Source organism: Paenibacillus agilis (genome assembly GCF_007786455.1).
In the GTDB taxonomy this organism is placed as follows: domain Bacteria; phylum Bacillota; class Bacilli; order Paenibacillales; family Paenibacillaceae; genus Paenibacillus_B; species Paenibacillus_B agilis.
This window is the reverse complement of the sequence record NZ_VNJK01000004.1, coordinates 19,120-34,761: the sequence shown is the minus strand read 5'-3', so window position 1 is coordinate 34,761 and position 15,642 is coordinate 19,120. Positions and strand designations below refer to the sequence as shown.

Here is a 15,642-nt window from a genome sequence, read left to right as displayed (position 1 = left end):
GTTCAGACCTCTGCTCTAGTCATCACTATACATTCACAAGACTTCTAGTTAAGCCACATCCATCTTGTCCAATTTATAATAAGAAAGATAACCAATCGCCAAACCTACCAGGCACAACACAATAGGCACCGCAATGAACTGGAACAGACTCGTCGAAGCGACCTCACTCGAAACGTTTGCATTAATCAGAAAGCCAATCAATACCGCCGAAGTTATCGTTGCTGGAGCAGATTTTTTTCGCATACCAAAGTACAAAGGAATTAAACTAATTCCTGCAATCATAACTGCGTTCAATAACGTAGTCGGAATAGAGGCTACCATCTCACCTACACGAGCAGGCGCTTCAAACAATGGAAACATTGGATTTAGGAGCAATATAAGTAGATGGATAATAATTGTCGCGAAAATAATACTAAAAAAACAGAAACCAAAAACAATCGCTAACTTTGCTTGGATTACTTTTTTTCGCTGCAGCGGATACGTAAATAGCAATTGAATCGTCTTATTTCTGTATTCATCAATAACTAAGCGAGACAAGAGTACACTCGAGAAAATAATAAATACGATGCGAATAAATATATTCGTCAATGACATAAACGCTGCATAATCTGGAAACAGCGGTTCATTCTCACTTATAGAAGTCCACGCCATTAGCGCAACCGACCCAAAAATCGCCGCGATACAAATTACTAGCGCTTTAAAATAACTGTTTACGCGATGTTTCTTCCATTCTAATTTCATCAATTTAAGCATGCTGGTCATCTCCCATAATAAGCTCTAAAAAATACTTTTCTAAATGGCTATGTTGTTTTCTGATCTCATCCATTTTCACTTCTGTTAATAATCGACCACGATTAATAACACCAATCGTATCAGCGATAGATTCAATCTCTGAAACGATATGACTTGAGATGAGAATCGTTACCCCTAGCTGTTCTTTTAAACGGACAAGCAGTTCTCGTATATCTTTGATACCGAGCGGATCAAGCCCATTTATCGGCTCATCAAGAATAAGAATGTCTGGCTTCGTCACAATCGCTCTAGCTATTCCTAATCGCTGCTTCATTCCTAACGAAAACTCAGCAATCTTTTTGTCCCCCACATGATTTAAGCCGACAATCTCCAGCGCTTCTTCAACTGCTCCTTTACGAGAATACCCAACATATTCACAATGCAGCTCTATGTTGTCATATGCCGTTACCGCTTCATAAAACACAGGGTTTTCAATAATGCTGCCTATGTTCTTTAAATACAGATACGAGTTAGGAAGCACGCGTTCATTTAGCACCGTAATTTCACCAGAAGTCGGTTTTACTAAGTTTAAAACCATCTTCATAATCGTTGTTTTCCCCGCTCCATTTGGACCTAAAAAGCCATAAATTTCTCCTTTCTTGATGTTCATATGTACGTTCGATACCGTTTCAATCCCCTTGTATGTTTTGCATAATTGGCTAATGCGAATAACCGACTCCATTGTGTAATTCCCCCTAATCTTCTATTTGTTCGCTACCTTAAGCTTAATTCTTGAAAGTAAAAACAAAGTAAACAGCAGGGAAATTACTAGTAACATTTTGCATAAGAGAAACAAATTCGAAATTGAGATTGGTATAATGAGGAGGAGAAATGAGGGATACACATCATGGAATCTGCAAAAATATTAGCTGTAGATGATGAGGTAGGCATTTTAAAACTGTTAGAGATCACGCTCAAGAAAGAAAATTTCACGCATATCGAAACCTCAGCTACAGGAAAAGATGCCTTACATCGCATTAAAGAAAATAATTACGATATTATACTGCTCGATATTATGCTTCCTGATTTAAGTGGCTTTGAACTATGTACGGAAATCCGAAAGTTAACGAACACACCTATTATTTTTATTAGTGCTCGCTCTACAGACTTTGATAAATTAACAGGGCTGGGGATTGGCGGAGACGATTATATTACAAAACCTTTTAATCCTTTAGAAGTAATAGCAAGAATTAAAGTTATTCTGCGGCGGCAGCACATGTACGAGCATGCACAACAACCGCTCCAGCAGCAACATAGTGCTTTATTTATTTATGGCTGCTTTACCTATAATCCCGAGTCTGCAACGTTAACCGTTAACGATACAATTGTAGAATGCACTGCCAAAGAGCTAGAGCTGCTGCATTTCTTCTGCAAACATCCCAATCGTATTTTCACAACTGCTCAGCTGTATGAATTAGTCTGGGGAAATGATGCGTTTGGCGAGGAGAAAACCGTTACGATCCATATCGCCAAGCTGCGGAAAAAGCTTGGCGATGATACACGAAACCCAAAAATAATCGTCAATTTAAGAGGGATCGGCTACAAATTTATCCCTACTAATGAGGCAGGCAGATGAGAATAACAACCCGATTTATCGTTCATCTCGCACTAGGACTTGTTCTTTGGATACTGGCATCTGGCCTAAGTATAATCATCATTATAGAAGGTATCCTTCCTCCGTTGGGGCTCATAGTTAATGAAAATACAGAGGGTATGCTTGTAGGATGGATTTTTGGAGGCAGCACGCTCGTTTGCGTTGGGTTATTTGGATGGTATTTTGGCGGTCCGATCGGATTTATTATGAACTGGATTTATCAGTTATCGCAGCACAATTACGAGAACCCTATAGGTTTGAAGAACATTTATACTCGAAAAAGTAAGCTGCGCATGCGTTATCTTCTTTATAAGGAGGTATTGCAGCAACTGGAGGCGTTGGCTTCTACTTTACAGGCTAATGATCGGGAAAGACGGAAAATCGAACAAGCGAAGCAAGAATGGATCGCGGGGATTTCTCATGATTTGAAAACACCTTTAACCTATATCACAGGCTACTCTACGCTTTTATTAAATAATGAGTATGAATGGTCACAGGAAGAGGCTTGTTCATTTCTACAGGAGATTCACGATAAAGGCATACATATGGAAGAATTAATAAACGATTTCAGCCTTATTTTGCAGCTAAATCATGCAGACGGGATGTTATCGTTAAACAAGACAGCATTAGACATGGTAGAATTCACGAAAAGGGTTGTTGCCGACATTAGTAATAATCCGCAAGCTAGCAGCTACAGGCTGCATTTCAAGACAGACACACCTGATATGCAGGTTGATTTCGATCCCAAGTTCATGTATCGTATCTTGCAAAATATTTTAATGAACTCGATTATACACAACCCTGAACATACAGATATTTATACGGAACTCTCAAGTAAAGTTGATGCAGTAGTTATTCGTATTACCGATAACGGCGTAGGCATGTCCATCGAGATGGTAGACAACCTTTTTCAACAATATTACCGCGGCACCACAACCGATGCTGCTTCAGAGGGGACTGGCCTAGGCATGGCCATCGTCTATAAGCTTGTCCAAGCACATAAAGGGACGATTTCTGTAACGAGTGAGCTTTCGAAAGGGACATCATTTGAAATTAGATTGCCAAAAATGGCTCACACGATTTAGCCAAAATCGTAATGAACATGATCATAAACAAAGCCCGTGCGGCCCTATTTGGAACTGACTCATCATTATGAGGCAGAGGGCCTTTTCTATGTAATCTGCACGGGCTTATATACAAGAACTCTCCACCCTAATTTTTTTATTTTTTCACCGCAGCTTTAAGGACTTCAATCATCTGTTCCTTCGTCATATCCGATTTGGTTGAAATGCTGTAGTAGTATTTACCTGTACCATACCAAAATACGTACTTTGGAGTGTTCGGGTCTGGTCCCTTTTTTCTTTTCTTATCATAGGGATGTTCGAAAACAAAGCCTTTCAGCTTAAGATAGTCTGGACCCGCTGTATACTGATCTATCGATATCTCATCTTTTCCATTCGTATACGTTAAATGGACTCTCCCGACTTCTTTCCAGTCCATCTTTTTGATATACACGGCTTTGCCACTCTTTTTACCCTCTTCCAGCAAATCATCGAAAAATTTTCCCTCGAATGGAATTTCAATTCGCGCGCTGACAAGCTTATATCCCTCTGGCATATTGGAGGGCTGCTGCAAGACGGGGCCATTGAAGTGAGAAATTCTTTTTGCGTAATCTTCATATGTAGTAAATCGATTCCCTTTATAATCGCTGAAAGGACGAAAGGGAACTCCGTTATTTAACTGTTTGAATTTATTAAACACCATAATATAGACATCACTAGGGTCATTAATAAGAGCCTGAACTCGCTTAATCTCACTCTTGATAAATTCTTTTTCCTCTGCCGTTGGCGCCTTTTCAGCTGCTTTTTTAGCAGTGGATTGTCGAACTAATTCAGAAGGTGCCGCTCCTGTCATAGGGCTCATAATAGATCCAAATAATAAAATACCGCACAATGTGGTGATTGATGCTTTCGCTGCTGCGTTCATGTTTCTTGCTCCTCTCAACTGTCTATTTATCTATGTACATTTAACTACAACTGTAGTTAATAACGATATACTACACCTGTAGTTAATTATTGTCAACCTATTTAATGGAAAAAAAAAGAAACTCATACAATCTTCAGATCGCGTGAGCTTCTTCACTTGAGCGCTATTTCTAGCTTCATTTATTGTTTCACTGCAGCTTTAAGGATTTCGATCATCTGTTCCTTCGTCATATCAGAATTCGTTGAAATGCTGTAATAATATGTACCTGTCCCATACCAAAATACGTACTTTGGAATGTTCGGATCTGGTTCTTTTCTTGTCCTCTTATCATAAGGTTGTTCATACTCAAACCCTTTCAGCTTCTGATAGTCTGGGCCAGCTGTATATTGATTGAGGATCAGCTCGTCCTTTCCATTCGTATACATAAGCTGGATTGCCGTCTCTTTCCATTCAAACCTCTTAGTATATACAGGTTTCCCACTCTTTTTACCTTCAGCTCTCAAATCATCAAAGAACTTTAGCGGTATCCTAATCTCCCCTCTCGAAAACTCAAATCCTTCCGGCAAATTTACGGGCTGCTGTAGAGTAGAACTCTCCAAAGTAACAGCTTTATTTAGGTAATCCTCATAGGTCGAAAATGCTTTTCCAACCATATCTCCATAAAAGTTAAAACGCTGCCCGTTGTTCGCTTGCTTGTCTTTAAAGTAGATAGCGTAGCCACCACCAGACTCTTTAACCAATGCTTCCACCCGCTGTATCTCGTTATCGATAAACTTTTCATCATCCAATTGGATATTAGCCATACCTATTTTATTATCTACAACCGATGGTGACTGAGGCTGCTCCACATGTACGTCCATCGCTTGGGGTACCGACAAAGTATTGCTGCTCGTCTTATCTACTAACGTCACATTGCTCTTCGCATCTACCAGCGTAACACTGCTGAGGGCAACAATCGTAGCAATGCCGAATATCGACAACTGATAAGATTTTTTTTGAAAATGTTTGATCATAAGCAGTCTCTTTTTCATTTGCTTATGTGTAGCAGATAGTGCAGCAATTCCTGGTTGAGGCTTGTTACCCGAAAAATGCTCTAGCACTTGGATAATCGCTTGTCCGTATACATGATTCCCCATCGTTCCAAGCCGATCCAGCACACAAGCATCACAAGCCATCTCCTGATCCTGTCGCGCTTTGTACAACGCTAGCCACAGCAGTGGATTAAACCAATGAAGGATGAGGACGATATGCAGCACCCAATTGACTGCGACGTCCCAGCGCCTAATATGAGCGCACTCATGCGCTAAAATATATTGGAGCTGCTCCTTTTTCAAGACAATAAGTAGTGTGGGCGATATAGCAACCGTAGGTTTAAAAAAACCGACCGCAGCTGGTTCAGGCAGGTGATCCGAAGCTATAAAACGCACGTCCCTTTTCACATCAAATAGTTGCTTCGTCTCCTCGAACATAGCTAATAAACGAGGCGAAGTAACAACACGACCCGCTCGCAGCGCTTGGTTCAAGCGAAGCTGATCAACTATCGTCTTGGCCATAAGGAACAATACGCCTGTAAGCCAAACCAGCATAAACATATCCACTACGCTCAGATTCCAATTCAACCAATAGCTATTATCACGTCCACTTTCCAATTCATCTTGATAGTGAGAACCAGGCATAGCTGCTCCGCTCTCGAAAAGGTTGTTGTTTTCCGAACGGAAAGAGCGTTCACCATCATACGCTGTCTCTCTTACCCCCTCAGCTCCCTGCCACATTTCATTCGCAGCAGTTGGGGAAATGCCTTGCTGAAAACCAGGTGTTATGGCATTGGCAGGCAGCACATTGTACAAGCTAAGAGAAGACTCTGGTGCCCATGGGAGCAGTAAGCGAATCACCACAGGCAGCCAGAGCAAATAAGTCCATCTCGCTCCAAGCTTATTTTTCAACAGAAATTGCAGGGTAAGTACAAGTACGACCAGAATGCCAGCCATTATTGATCCACGAATAACCCAATCAAAAATCTCCATTAAGCCTGCATGCAAGGATGGACTCATTAGATCTCTCTCTTTCCTTGTTGATCATCGCTGCCAGTTTCATCAAATAAAGCCTTCAGATCCTCAATTTCCTTTGCATTTAACTTCTTATCTTGTAGGAAATTAGCTAACATCGGTTTCAATGAACCACCATACAGCTTTTTCATAAATGATTTCGTTTCAGAGCGCAAATACTCTTGCTCGCTAATAAGCGGATAAAATAAATAGCTGCGTTTCGAACCCTCTTCCGGCTTTGTGCCCGCTGCTTCCTTTTGTACCAGTCGGCTTAACAGCGTTCTAGTCGTATTTGGACTCCAACCCATAAGATCCGCCATTTGATTCACAACCTCAATAGAAGGACAATTCGGCTTCGCCCACAGTACACGCATTACCTCTAGCTCAGCATCCGTAATGAGGGGAATTTGTTGTGTCATACATAAAACCTCCAACATCAAAATAATAAACCGATAACACTACAGCTATAGTTATATTTTGATACTACAAATGTAGTTGCTTGTTGTCAACATACGTTAGCAAATAATCATTACTATTTTCAATATCGTAAAAATAACAGCTCTTCATTTGATTATTATTAGCTATAAAACACATAAAGCCCATTGTAGTCTAACGTTACTCGTATACAAAAATACGAAAATAAAAATGGCGTCAAAGCCCTCATGAATCAAGAGCTTTGACGCCATTCGTAAATATAATTACATTTCCAAACCCGCTACCACGCTACCTATAATGCCGCTGACGCATCGCCTCATACAACAGCACGGTCGTCGCCATAGCGACATTCAGCGACTCCGCTTGTCCTTGCATCGGGATAATAACGGACTCGTCCACCAGCGACTGCACCTGTGGCGAAACACCTTTGCCCTCATTGCCGACAACGAACCATGTCGGCTGACGGAAGTCAAACGAATAGCAAGAATGCTCCGCTTGCAAGCTTGTGCTTACAACGCAGACACCCTGCTCCTTCGCTTCTGGCAGAAGCTCCAACAGATCACCTTCCACAACAGGAAGATGGAACATGGAACCCATCGTCGAGCGCACCGTCTTGCTGTTATACACATCAACCGTTCCGCGGCCGATAAGCACACCTGTCGCCCCTACCGCGTCTGCAGAACGAATAATCGTACCTAAGTTACCTGGATCTTGCACACCATCCACAACGACAACCAATGCCTGCTTTGCCTCAAATAGTTGTCTCCAGTTCAATTCAGGCTTGCGCATAACCGCAAACACAGATTGAGGTGTTTCCGCATCCGTACACTTTCGTATTACTGCATCCGTAACTGCAATCCACTCAATGGGTTGACTACTTGTTTCCGTTTCCTTCACATAGGAAGTCAGTTCCGCAGGCAGTCCGCGTTCTTGATCGAACACAACGCTCTCTACAGGAGCGCCAGAACGCAATGCTTCCTGTACAAGATGAATACCTTCTGCAATATAACGCCCCTCACGATTGCGATACTTGCGATCTTGCAGCTGTGCCCACTGTTTAACGCGCGGGTTACTTACCGATGTTATCGTTATAAATGATGTACTCATAATTCCGACAATGCCAACTCCAATTTATTAAGATGATCATTTTGACCGACGATAACCATCACATCTCCTTCACGAAGACGGTAATCAGCTAATGGTGAAATATTAATATGCCCATTATTTTTGATTGCCATGATGTTGCAGCCGAAGCGTGCACGAATATCCAATTCGATTAAGTTTTGGCCAATCATGTTGGTCGAAGCACGCATGTCTACAATACTGTGATTGTCAGACAATTCGATATAATCCATAATGTTCGGGGAAATTAAGTTATGCGCCACGCGCGTTCCCATATCCCGTTCAGGGAATATGACCTTATCCGCACCGATCTTGTTCAACACTTTACCATGAAGCTCGTTCTGCGCCTTCGCTACAAGCATAGGTACGCCAAGATCTTTCAGTATAAGTGTAGTCAAAATACTCGCTTGAATATCCTGTCCAATGGCAACGACGACAACGTCAAAGTTGCGTATACCAAGCGCCTTCAGCGCTTCTTCATCAGTAGAATCAGCTGATACAGCATGCGTAACCATGCTCGCAACTTCTTGTATTTTCTGCTCACTCGAATCGATCGCCAATACTTCAAAGCCCATCTTGCTCAAGCTATTAGCAACACTGGACCCAAAGCGGCCCATGCCGATTATCGCGTATTGTTTCTTGACTGCCATCGGTTCACCTTCCCGTTCATTTCGGTTACATGCTGCCATTATTATAGCACAGCCCTACAAGGCTTGTCCCAAACCGCACTCACGTATAGGTTTCCTTGATACGCCGCTCGCATACATGCATTAGAGGCAACAAGGTTAAGCTATAGATGATCAAGATGCAGAAGGAGGTTGTATCATGAACGTACTTATTAACTTGCGACAAGCTATTATGCAAAAAGTAGCAAATCAATCAGATGCAGATATTAAAGATATGATTCTTGGCTCTGTAGATGGAGATGAAAGAGCGCTGCCTGGGCTAGGTGTTCTGTTCGAGGTCATATGGAAACAAAGCAGCCCTGAACAGCAACAACAGTTCATCCAAGTGATCCAGCAGAAGCTCAAAGACTCGCCTGCATAGGTTTAGAACAATACATTTAATAGCGATCTCTAATTGTTCCAGCACCTAAAAATTCAGTAATTGAGCTGCTTATCAGTTACTTATGTTTAACTACAACATAAAGACACGGCTCGCCAACTGCAAGCCGTGTCGCTATTAATTTGATATCGATGTTTTTGTCGCATAAACGATATGTACCAGCTCGCCTAACTGCTCTGCTCCTGTTTCATAGCCATTCGCATTCCACCAATCGAGCAGTCTAGAACGATCCGCATAATATTCGTCTTCAATCCACTTAATCTCTTCCTCGCGTCCCGCTTCCTTTAACGTCGTATAATAGGACTCACGGTGAGCTTCATCTTCAAACATAAGGTCAGCAATAGCTACTCTGCCTCCCAGAACAAGTACTTGGTCGATCTCTTGCAGCGCGATCAGCTTCTGCTCATCTGTCAAATGATGAAGCGCATAAGTCGATACAACAAAATCAAACGTCTCATTCACAACAGGTAAGGCCATCATATTGCCGAGCAAAAGTCTAAACGCCGGCCATTTCTCCCGACAACGATTGAGCATTTGTTCAGACTGGTCAATACCAGTCATTATCGCTCCATTATCCATACAGCGTGCTGATAAGTTTCCAGTTCCAATGCCCAAGTCGAGTCCTTTATCCCCGGGCTTGATTCTGGCTTCGTCACAAGCCCGCTGCAAAGCTTTATTATAATCTGCATGAACGTGATAAGCATCATCTCCAACATTACTTACTTTTTCATCGTATTGATCAGCCTGACTATCAAAATTCCATCGATCTTCCCACGAATTGCGCATTTCATCGATACGCTTTGCTTGTTCTGCCGCTTGTTCTAATTTCATAAATAAAATAGCTCCTTCCGTATCCTCAGGAATATGAATTAATTGATCCATCTGCTGGACTAACAGTTTTAGCTGTACGATTTCTTCTACAAATGCTTTGCGTCGCCGCATCATATGTACTCGTATCGATGCCAAATCTCCTGCCAATGCCTTGTCTAAACAACTTCTTACCTCTTCTATAGAAAGCCCCAGCTCGCGCAGCCAGCTAATTAGTCTTAACCTTTCTATATCTTCCGCCCTAAACATCCGATAACCGTTATCTTCTTTTTGAATAGGCGCCAACAATCCGCGTTCCTCATAATAGCGAATCGAGCGTGTGCTCATTCCTAACATTCGCGACACATCTTGTATTTTCATAGTGACGTCACCCCATCAACTCTGTCGTTATCACGTAATACATTTATTGTAAACGTTGACGCGGCGTCAACGTAAAGCATTTATTTCAATATTTTTCATATGTAAAATAAAACGCATAACAAGTTCCGATTTACGTTATATGTAAACCCTAAATAATACTCTCGCAAAATAAAAAACACGACCTGCTATCTGCAAGCCGTGCCTTGTCATTTATTCTATGCTCTCTGTTTTATTGCGTACACGATAGAAGTCAATGTATCTAACTGCTCCACTTCCGCCTCGTACCCATTAGATCTCAGCCAAGCCAGCAGATTGGAACAGTCCGGATAATCTACCTTGCTCATTTTCTCTATTTGATCCTTTCGTCCTGATTGCAATACATCTGCATAATAAGATTGACGATGGTCTTCATCTTCAAACATCAGATCAGCAAGAACGACTCTGCTGCCAGGCACAACGACTTGATCAATTTCTTGCAGTGCGATTTGCTGCTGCTCATCTGTCATATGATGAAGCGCAAAAGACGAAACAACAAAGTCAAACGTCTCATTTACAACAGGCAAGGCCATCATATTACCCAGCAGCAGTCGAACAGAAGGCCATTTTTCCCGGCATCTTTCAATCATCTGCTCCGATTGATCAACCCCTGTCATGATAGCTCCCTTACTTAAACAATAGGTCGTTAAATTGCCCGTACCGATGCCTAAGTCCAGTCCGCGATCTCCAGGTTTAATATTCGCAAGCTCGCTTGCACGCTGCAAAGCTCCGTTATAATCTACAGGGCCATGGGAATGTCCATGTGAGTGACTGTGTTTATTGGAATGGCCCTGCCCATGTGCATTTTCTTGGGAATGACTATGGCTATGGCCATGGGAATGTCCTTCTGAATGATCGTGACTGTGACCATGAGAATGACCACAGCCATGCGATTGAGCATGTCCATGTGTATTTCCTTCTCCATGATTATGAGCATTTGCTTGTTCATGCCCTTGCTGCTCACATGTAAGTGATTGCTTATGCTCAACATCCTTCACTTTTGTATCATACTGTTTCGCTAAGCTGTCAAAATCCCATTTATCCTCCCAAGAATTGCGCACTTTATCAACACGCTTCGCTTGTTCTGCTGCTTGTTCTAATTTCATCGCTAATAAGTTCCCTTCCGTATTTCCTGGAATATGAATCAACTGATCCATCTGTTGAATAAGCAGCTTCAACTGCACAATCTCCTCAACAAATGCTTTGCGTCTCCGCATCATATGAACTCGTATCGCTGTCATGTCTCCAACCATCGCTTCATCTAAACAGCTTCGTATATCCTCAATGGACATCCCAAGTTCGCGCAGCCAGCCAATTAACTTTAGCCGCTCCACATCTTCCTCGCGAAACACGCGATAGCCGTTTTCCTCCTTCGAAATAGCCCCCAGCAGTCCGCGCTCCTCATAATAGCGAATGGAACGAGTAGTCATTCCTAGCTGCCGCGACACATCTTGTATTTTCATAGTGACGTCACCCCATCAAAATGTTCCGTTAACACGTGTTAGCTATATTGTAAACATTGACGCAGCGTTAATGTAAATCAGGTATTTTTTTCTATATATAAACTCAATTAAATAAAAGAACACAAAAAAGCTCCCCACCTTAACGGTGAAGAGCTCTTCCCATAATAAAACCTAACCTAGCTTTATCATTTAAACGCCTTACGGTGCAGTCTCAAGGAACTTCACATCTGGCATTTTTTCCATAGCTGTACGCATTGCGTACTCATTTTCGAACAGGGCAACAAAGTTATCTTTCTTATCTTTAACAAGCTGAGAGTTGATACGGAACTTCGTTGGATCGATTTGTGAACCAACTACCCAACGAGCAAATTGGAACCCTAGACGCTGCAACTGCACATCTACCCCGTACTCCGCTTTCATACGATGCTCAAATACCTCGAATTGAAGTTGACCAACAACACCGAGGATCGTCTCATCGAACACACCTGCATTGTGGAACACTTGAATCGTACCCTCTTCTGTCAACTGATCAACGCCTTTTTGGTATTGCTTGTGCTTCAATGCATTTTTCACTGTTACTCGAGCAAAGATCTCAGGCGAGAATGTTGGCAGCTCATCAAATACAATTTCAGAACCTTGGCTCAAGCTGTCTCCGATACGGAAAATACCCGGATCGAACAAACCGATAATATCGCCTGGGAATGCCTCATCCACGATATCACGATCTTGCGCCAAGAACTGCTGCGGCTGTGCCAGCTTAATATCTTTACCAGCACGAACATGCCTTACGCTCATACCGCGTTGGAATTTTCCTGAGCAAATACGTAGAAATGCGATGCGATCACGGTGGGCTGGGTTCATGTTCGCTTGGATTTTGAACACATAGCCTGAGAACTTCTCGTTCGTCGGATCAATTTCACCGCTAGTCGATTGACGCGGAGCTGGTGATGGTGCAAGTTTAAGGAAGTTCTCCAAGAACGTTTGCAGACCAAAGTTATTGATCGCACTTCCGAAAAATACAGGCGTCAATTCGCCGCGCTTCACTTTTTCATAGTCAAACTCGTCGCCTGCTACATCAAGCAGTTCCAACTCTTCGCACAATTGATCGTGCAAGAACTCACCAGCCATCTCGCGGATATGCGGATCACGGTAGTCTTCGACCTTCTGTACTTGAATGTTGGAATGATCGTCGCCTTGGAATAGCTCAACCTGATTATTCATACGGTCATAGACCCCACACAAACCACGACCCATGCCAATTGGCCAGTTCATCGGCACAGAACGAATGCCAAGTACTTGCTCCAGCTCTTCCAAGAGTTCGAACGGACTGCGGCCTTCACGATCTAGTTTATTGATAAAAGTAAAGATCGGAATTCCACGCTTCGCACATACTTGGAACAGCTTAATTGTCTGTGCCTCGACACCTTTAGCAACGTCAATTAACATGACCGCGCTATCCGCAGCAGTCAATGTACGATACGTATCTTCACTGAAGTCTTGGTGACCTGGTGTATCCAAAATGTTAATGCGATGTCCATTATAGTCAAACTGCATGACAGAGGAAGTTACAGAGATACCACGCTGCTTCTCGATTTCCATCCAGTCACTTGTTGCGTGCTTGCTTGCTTTTCTCGCCTTAACTGTACCTGCAAGACGAATCGCTCCTCCGAATAGAAGCAGCTTTTCTGTCAGTGTTGTTTTACCCGCATCCGGGTGAGAAATGATAGCGAAGGTACGACGCTTCTCAACTTCTTGCTTTAATTGTTCCGTTAAGGATTTGCTCATTATTTTAGCCCTCTCATCACAAAATCACGTATCTCCTATTGTAACACAAAATAGAAAGCATCATAAACGGGGCGGCCAATTCTTTTTTCTTACTTTTCTAATATTCAAATAATATTACTAATGTTATAATAATAAAAACTTTCGTATGGAGGCTGTACGATATGAGAAACGCACTGAACTCAAACATAGCCCATTTACCGCCGCAAACAAAGTACTCTTCACAATCAAGTGGTACTAATGTGTCTATCGTATCTAAAAATAATGCACAACCGGGAAAAGACTCGTCCCGCAATACAAATACCTACTTATTTAATCCGGAAGTTATCTATAATTGCATATCTGGCCATGAATCACTTGATCTTATCATTATCGGTGCAGGACAGGCGGGATTAGCTCTCGGCGCACGAATAAAAGAATGGGCACCAGCAATGTCCACTCTCATCTTGGATCGACACGCACGAGTTGGCGACAGCTGGCGCAGCCGCTATGATTCCTTGCAATTATTTACACCGCGAAAATACAGCCAACTTCCTAACCTCTCATTGCCTGGTGACCCAGAGGGCTTCCCCAACAGAGATGAAATGGCAAACTATATGGAGCGTTATGCAGCTCATTACAATCTTCCGATTGTTGGAAACTGTAATGTAACCGCAGTACAACTCGTCAATCAGAATCACACAACTACCAGACTGATCCAACAACCGCAACAAGAACAGTTAAACGAACCAATAGCACAAATACAGAACAATTATTCATGCAAGGGCAGATTCCACCTCACGATTCATGGATTCGATAAGCCACTTTGCTGCAAACAGCTTGTACTGGCACACGGTGCATTTTCTGCACCCGCAATTCCCGAATGGGCGCAGCGCATCGATTCTTCCATTGCGCAGTTCCATTCCAGCTCCTATCTAGGACCCGAACAGCTGTCAGCAGGTAACGTGCTTGTTATAGGTGGTGGAAACTCAGGTGCACAGATCGCTGTTGAACTGTCACGCACACATCAAGTAAGCTTTTCCGTACGTTCCTCGATCCGTCATCTACCACTTCGAATGCTTGGTAGAAGTACATTCGAATGGATGGACGCACTAGGTTTTTTACATGCTCCTACCGATAGTTGGCGGGCTCGTATACTGCGAAGACAAGGTGACCCCATTTTCGGCTATGAATTAAAAGAAGCGCTGCGCGCTGAGAAAATTCAGCTGCTGAGCACAGCTATGGAATGGGACTCAACTTCCTCATCTGTCGTGTTCGCTGATGGCTCTACCATGTCCCCGGTTTCAATTGTATGGGCAACTGGGTTTAAGCAGGATAATGATTGGATTAAGGCTCCTAATTTATGCAATCCGCAAGGGCAAATAAATTACCGTGGCCATCATACCCCAATCCCCAAACTTTTTGTTATCGGCATGCCTTGGCAACAAGCAAGAAGCTCCGCTCTTATCTGTGGAGCAGGTAGGGACGCAGCGAAGCTCGCCGCTGATATATTGGAGATCTAGAACGAAATGAATACCACATACTTAGCAAAATTCTAGGTACATAAAAAAAGCAGAGTGAACAAGCTCATCTTTCTAAGCTCACTCACTCTGCTTTTTATTATGATTTACAATTATACCGTTACTTTATGTTATGTTACATTACGATTCGTTTAGCTTCGCTCTAACAGCAACATCGATCACACGATCTTGCACGGAACTATCATGTCCACCCTCAACTTCGTCAATAACGACCCAGTTGCGGGCAATGACTTGCTTCAACTCTGCGATTTGCGCAGCATTCAATTTCAATCCGTTGAAGCGTCCATCTCCGACCTCATAATCCTCTTCTGCCACGATATCGTATTTGTAACGCAGCCACCATTTGAGACCATTGACCGTATTAAATGTCAGACGATATCCTTCACGAATCGCTTGTTCCAATGGCTCGCCATGCTCTTTTGCGTAGGAAATCCAATCCTCATACGTAAAATGTTCCGTTGCCGCTCTTTCCAACCTTGACTCATCATTCGCTGCAACAATGTCGAGCAGTTCTTCAGTCGTAAAGCCTGCTTGACGTGCACGTTCCAATAGAATGGCTGTACTTTGCGAAATTGCCGCCGTAATGGTCATACTCATAACACGTCTCCCTTCCT

At 42.8% G+C, this 15,642-nt stretch carries 15 protein-coding genes; 4 read left to right on the top strand and 11 right to left on the bottom strand.

From position 1 onward, the window contains the following. Positions 1–48: 48 nt before the first annotated feature. On the bottom strand, positions 49–753 hold the full coding sequence (locus FPZ44_RS21455; protein ID WP_144993801.1) for an ABC transporter permease: 705 nt from the start codon (positions 751–753) through the stop codon (positions 49–51). Then, a complete protein-coding gene (locus FPZ44_RS21450; protein WP_144993799.1) occupies positions 746–1,474 on the bottom strand; it encodes an ABC transporter ATP-binding protein in 729 nt (242 codons plus the stop codon). The genes FPZ44_RS21455 and FPZ44_RS21450 overlap by 8 nt, the downstream gene beginning before the upstream one ends. Before the next feature lie 165 nt (positions 1,475–1,639). On the opposite strand from FPZ44_RS21450, the gene FPZ44_RS21445 reads away from it, so the two are divergent. Further along, positions 1,640–2,368 (top strand): response regulator transcription factor, encoded by a 729-nt coding sequence (locus FPZ44_RS21445; RefSeq protein WP_144993797.1) that lies wholly within the window; start codon positions 1,640–1,642, stop codon positions 2,366–2,368. Further along, entirely contained in the window at positions 2,365–3,471 is a 1,107-nt protein-coding gene (locus FPZ44_RS21440; protein WP_144993795.1) for a sensor histidine kinase, read from the top strand. The genes FPZ44_RS21445 and FPZ44_RS21440 overlap by 4 nt, the downstream gene beginning before the upstream one ends. Positions 3,472–3,607: 136 nt before the next feature. Here the strand turns inward: FPZ44_RS21440 and FPZ44_RS21435 are convergent, their stop codons facing one another. The 5 genes from FPZ44_RS21435 to FPZ44_RS21415 form a co-directional block, all read right to left on the bottom strand. Beyond that, positions 3,608–4,372 (bottom strand): hypothetical protein, encoded by a 765-nt coding sequence (locus tag FPZ44_RS21435; RefSeq protein WP_144993793.1) that lies wholly within the window; start codon positions 4,370–4,372, stop codon positions 3,608–3,610. A gap of 179 nt (positions 4,373–4,551) precedes the next feature. Further along, positions 4,552–6,423 (bottom strand): M56 family metallopeptidase, encoded by a 1,872-nt coding sequence (locus FPZ44_RS21430; protein WP_144993791.1) that lies wholly within the window; start codon positions 6,421–6,423, stop codon positions 4,552–4,554. Next, positions 6,423–6,836 carry a BlaI/MecI/CopY family transcriptional regulator gene (locus tag FPZ44_RS21425; RefSeq protein ID WP_144993789.1) on the bottom strand — a complete coding sequence of 138 codons (414 nt, stop codon included), beginning with the start codon at positions 6,834–6,836 and terminating at the stop codon, positions 6,423–6,425. The genes FPZ44_RS21430 and FPZ44_RS21425 overlap by 1 nt, the downstream gene beginning before the upstream one ends. A gap of 304 nt (positions 6,837–7,140) precedes the next feature. Further along, the gene (locus tag FPZ44_RS21420) at positions 7,141–7,959 is read right to left on the bottom strand and encodes a TrmH family RNA methyltransferase (protein ID WP_261378463.1); all 819 of its coding nucleotides are present in this window, start codon (positions 7,957–7,959) and stop codon (positions 7,141–7,143) included. Continuing rightward, positions 7,956–8,624, bottom strand: a complete 669-nt coding sequence (locus tag FPZ44_RS21415) for a potassium channel family protein (RefSeq protein ID WP_144993787.1) — start codon at positions 8,622–8,624, stop codon at positions 7,956–7,958. Before FPZ44_RS21415 ends, FPZ44_RS21420 begins: the two co-directional genes overlap by 4 nt. 175 nt (positions 8,625–8,799) lie before the next feature. Here FPZ44_RS21415 and sspI point away from each other — a divergent pair, with 175 nt between their 5' ends. Beyond that, entirely contained in the window at positions 8,800–9,021 is a 222-nt protein-coding gene (gene sspI, locus FPZ44_RS21410; protein ID WP_144993785.1) for a small acid-soluble spore protein SspI, read from the top strand. 135 nt (positions 9,022–9,156) lie between these two features. Here sspI and FPZ44_RS21405 read toward each other — a convergent pair whose 3' ends face one another. The 3 genes from FPZ44_RS21405 to FPZ44_RS21395 all read right to left on the bottom strand — a co-directional run bounded on the left by FPZ44_RS21405 (position 9,157) and on the right by FPZ44_RS21395 (position 13,511). Next, positions 9,157–10,227 carry a MerR family transcriptional regulator gene (locus tag FPZ44_RS21405; RefSeq protein WP_144993783.1) on the bottom strand — a complete coding sequence of 357 codons (1,071 nt, stop codon included), beginning with the start codon at positions 10,225–10,227 and terminating at the stop codon, positions 9,157–9,159. A 215-nt stretch (positions 10,228–10,442) separates the two neighbouring features. Continuing rightward, positions 10,443–11,726, bottom strand: a complete 1,284-nt coding sequence (locus FPZ44_RS21400; protein WP_144993781.1) for a MerR family transcriptional regulator — start codon at positions 11,724–11,726, stop codon at positions 10,443–10,445. A gap of 198 nt (positions 11,727–11,924) precedes the next feature. Continuing rightward, positions 11,925–13,511, bottom strand: a complete 1,587-nt coding sequence (locus FPZ44_RS21395) for a peptide chain release factor 3 (protein ID WP_144993779.1) — start codon at positions 13,509–13,511, stop codon at positions 11,925–11,927. A gap of 161 nt (positions 13,512–13,672) precedes the next feature. Here FPZ44_RS21395 and FPZ44_RS21390 point away from each other — a divergent pair, with 161 nt between their 5' ends. Further along, positions 13,673–15,010 carry a flavin-containing monooxygenase gene (locus FPZ44_RS21390; protein ID WP_144993777.1) on the top strand — a complete coding sequence of 446 codons (1,338 nt, stop codon included), beginning with the start codon at positions 13,673–13,675 and terminating at the stop codon, positions 15,008–15,010. 138 nt (positions 15,011–15,148) lie between these two features. On the opposite strand, the gene FPZ44_RS21385 is transcribed toward FPZ44_RS21390, so the two are convergent. Further along, positions 15,149–15,625, bottom strand: a complete 477-nt coding sequence (locus tag FPZ44_RS21385; RefSeq protein WP_261378462.1) for a hypothetical protein — start codon at positions 15,623–15,625, stop codon at positions 15,149–15,151. Between the last annotated feature and the right edge of the window lie 17 nt (positions 15,626–15,642).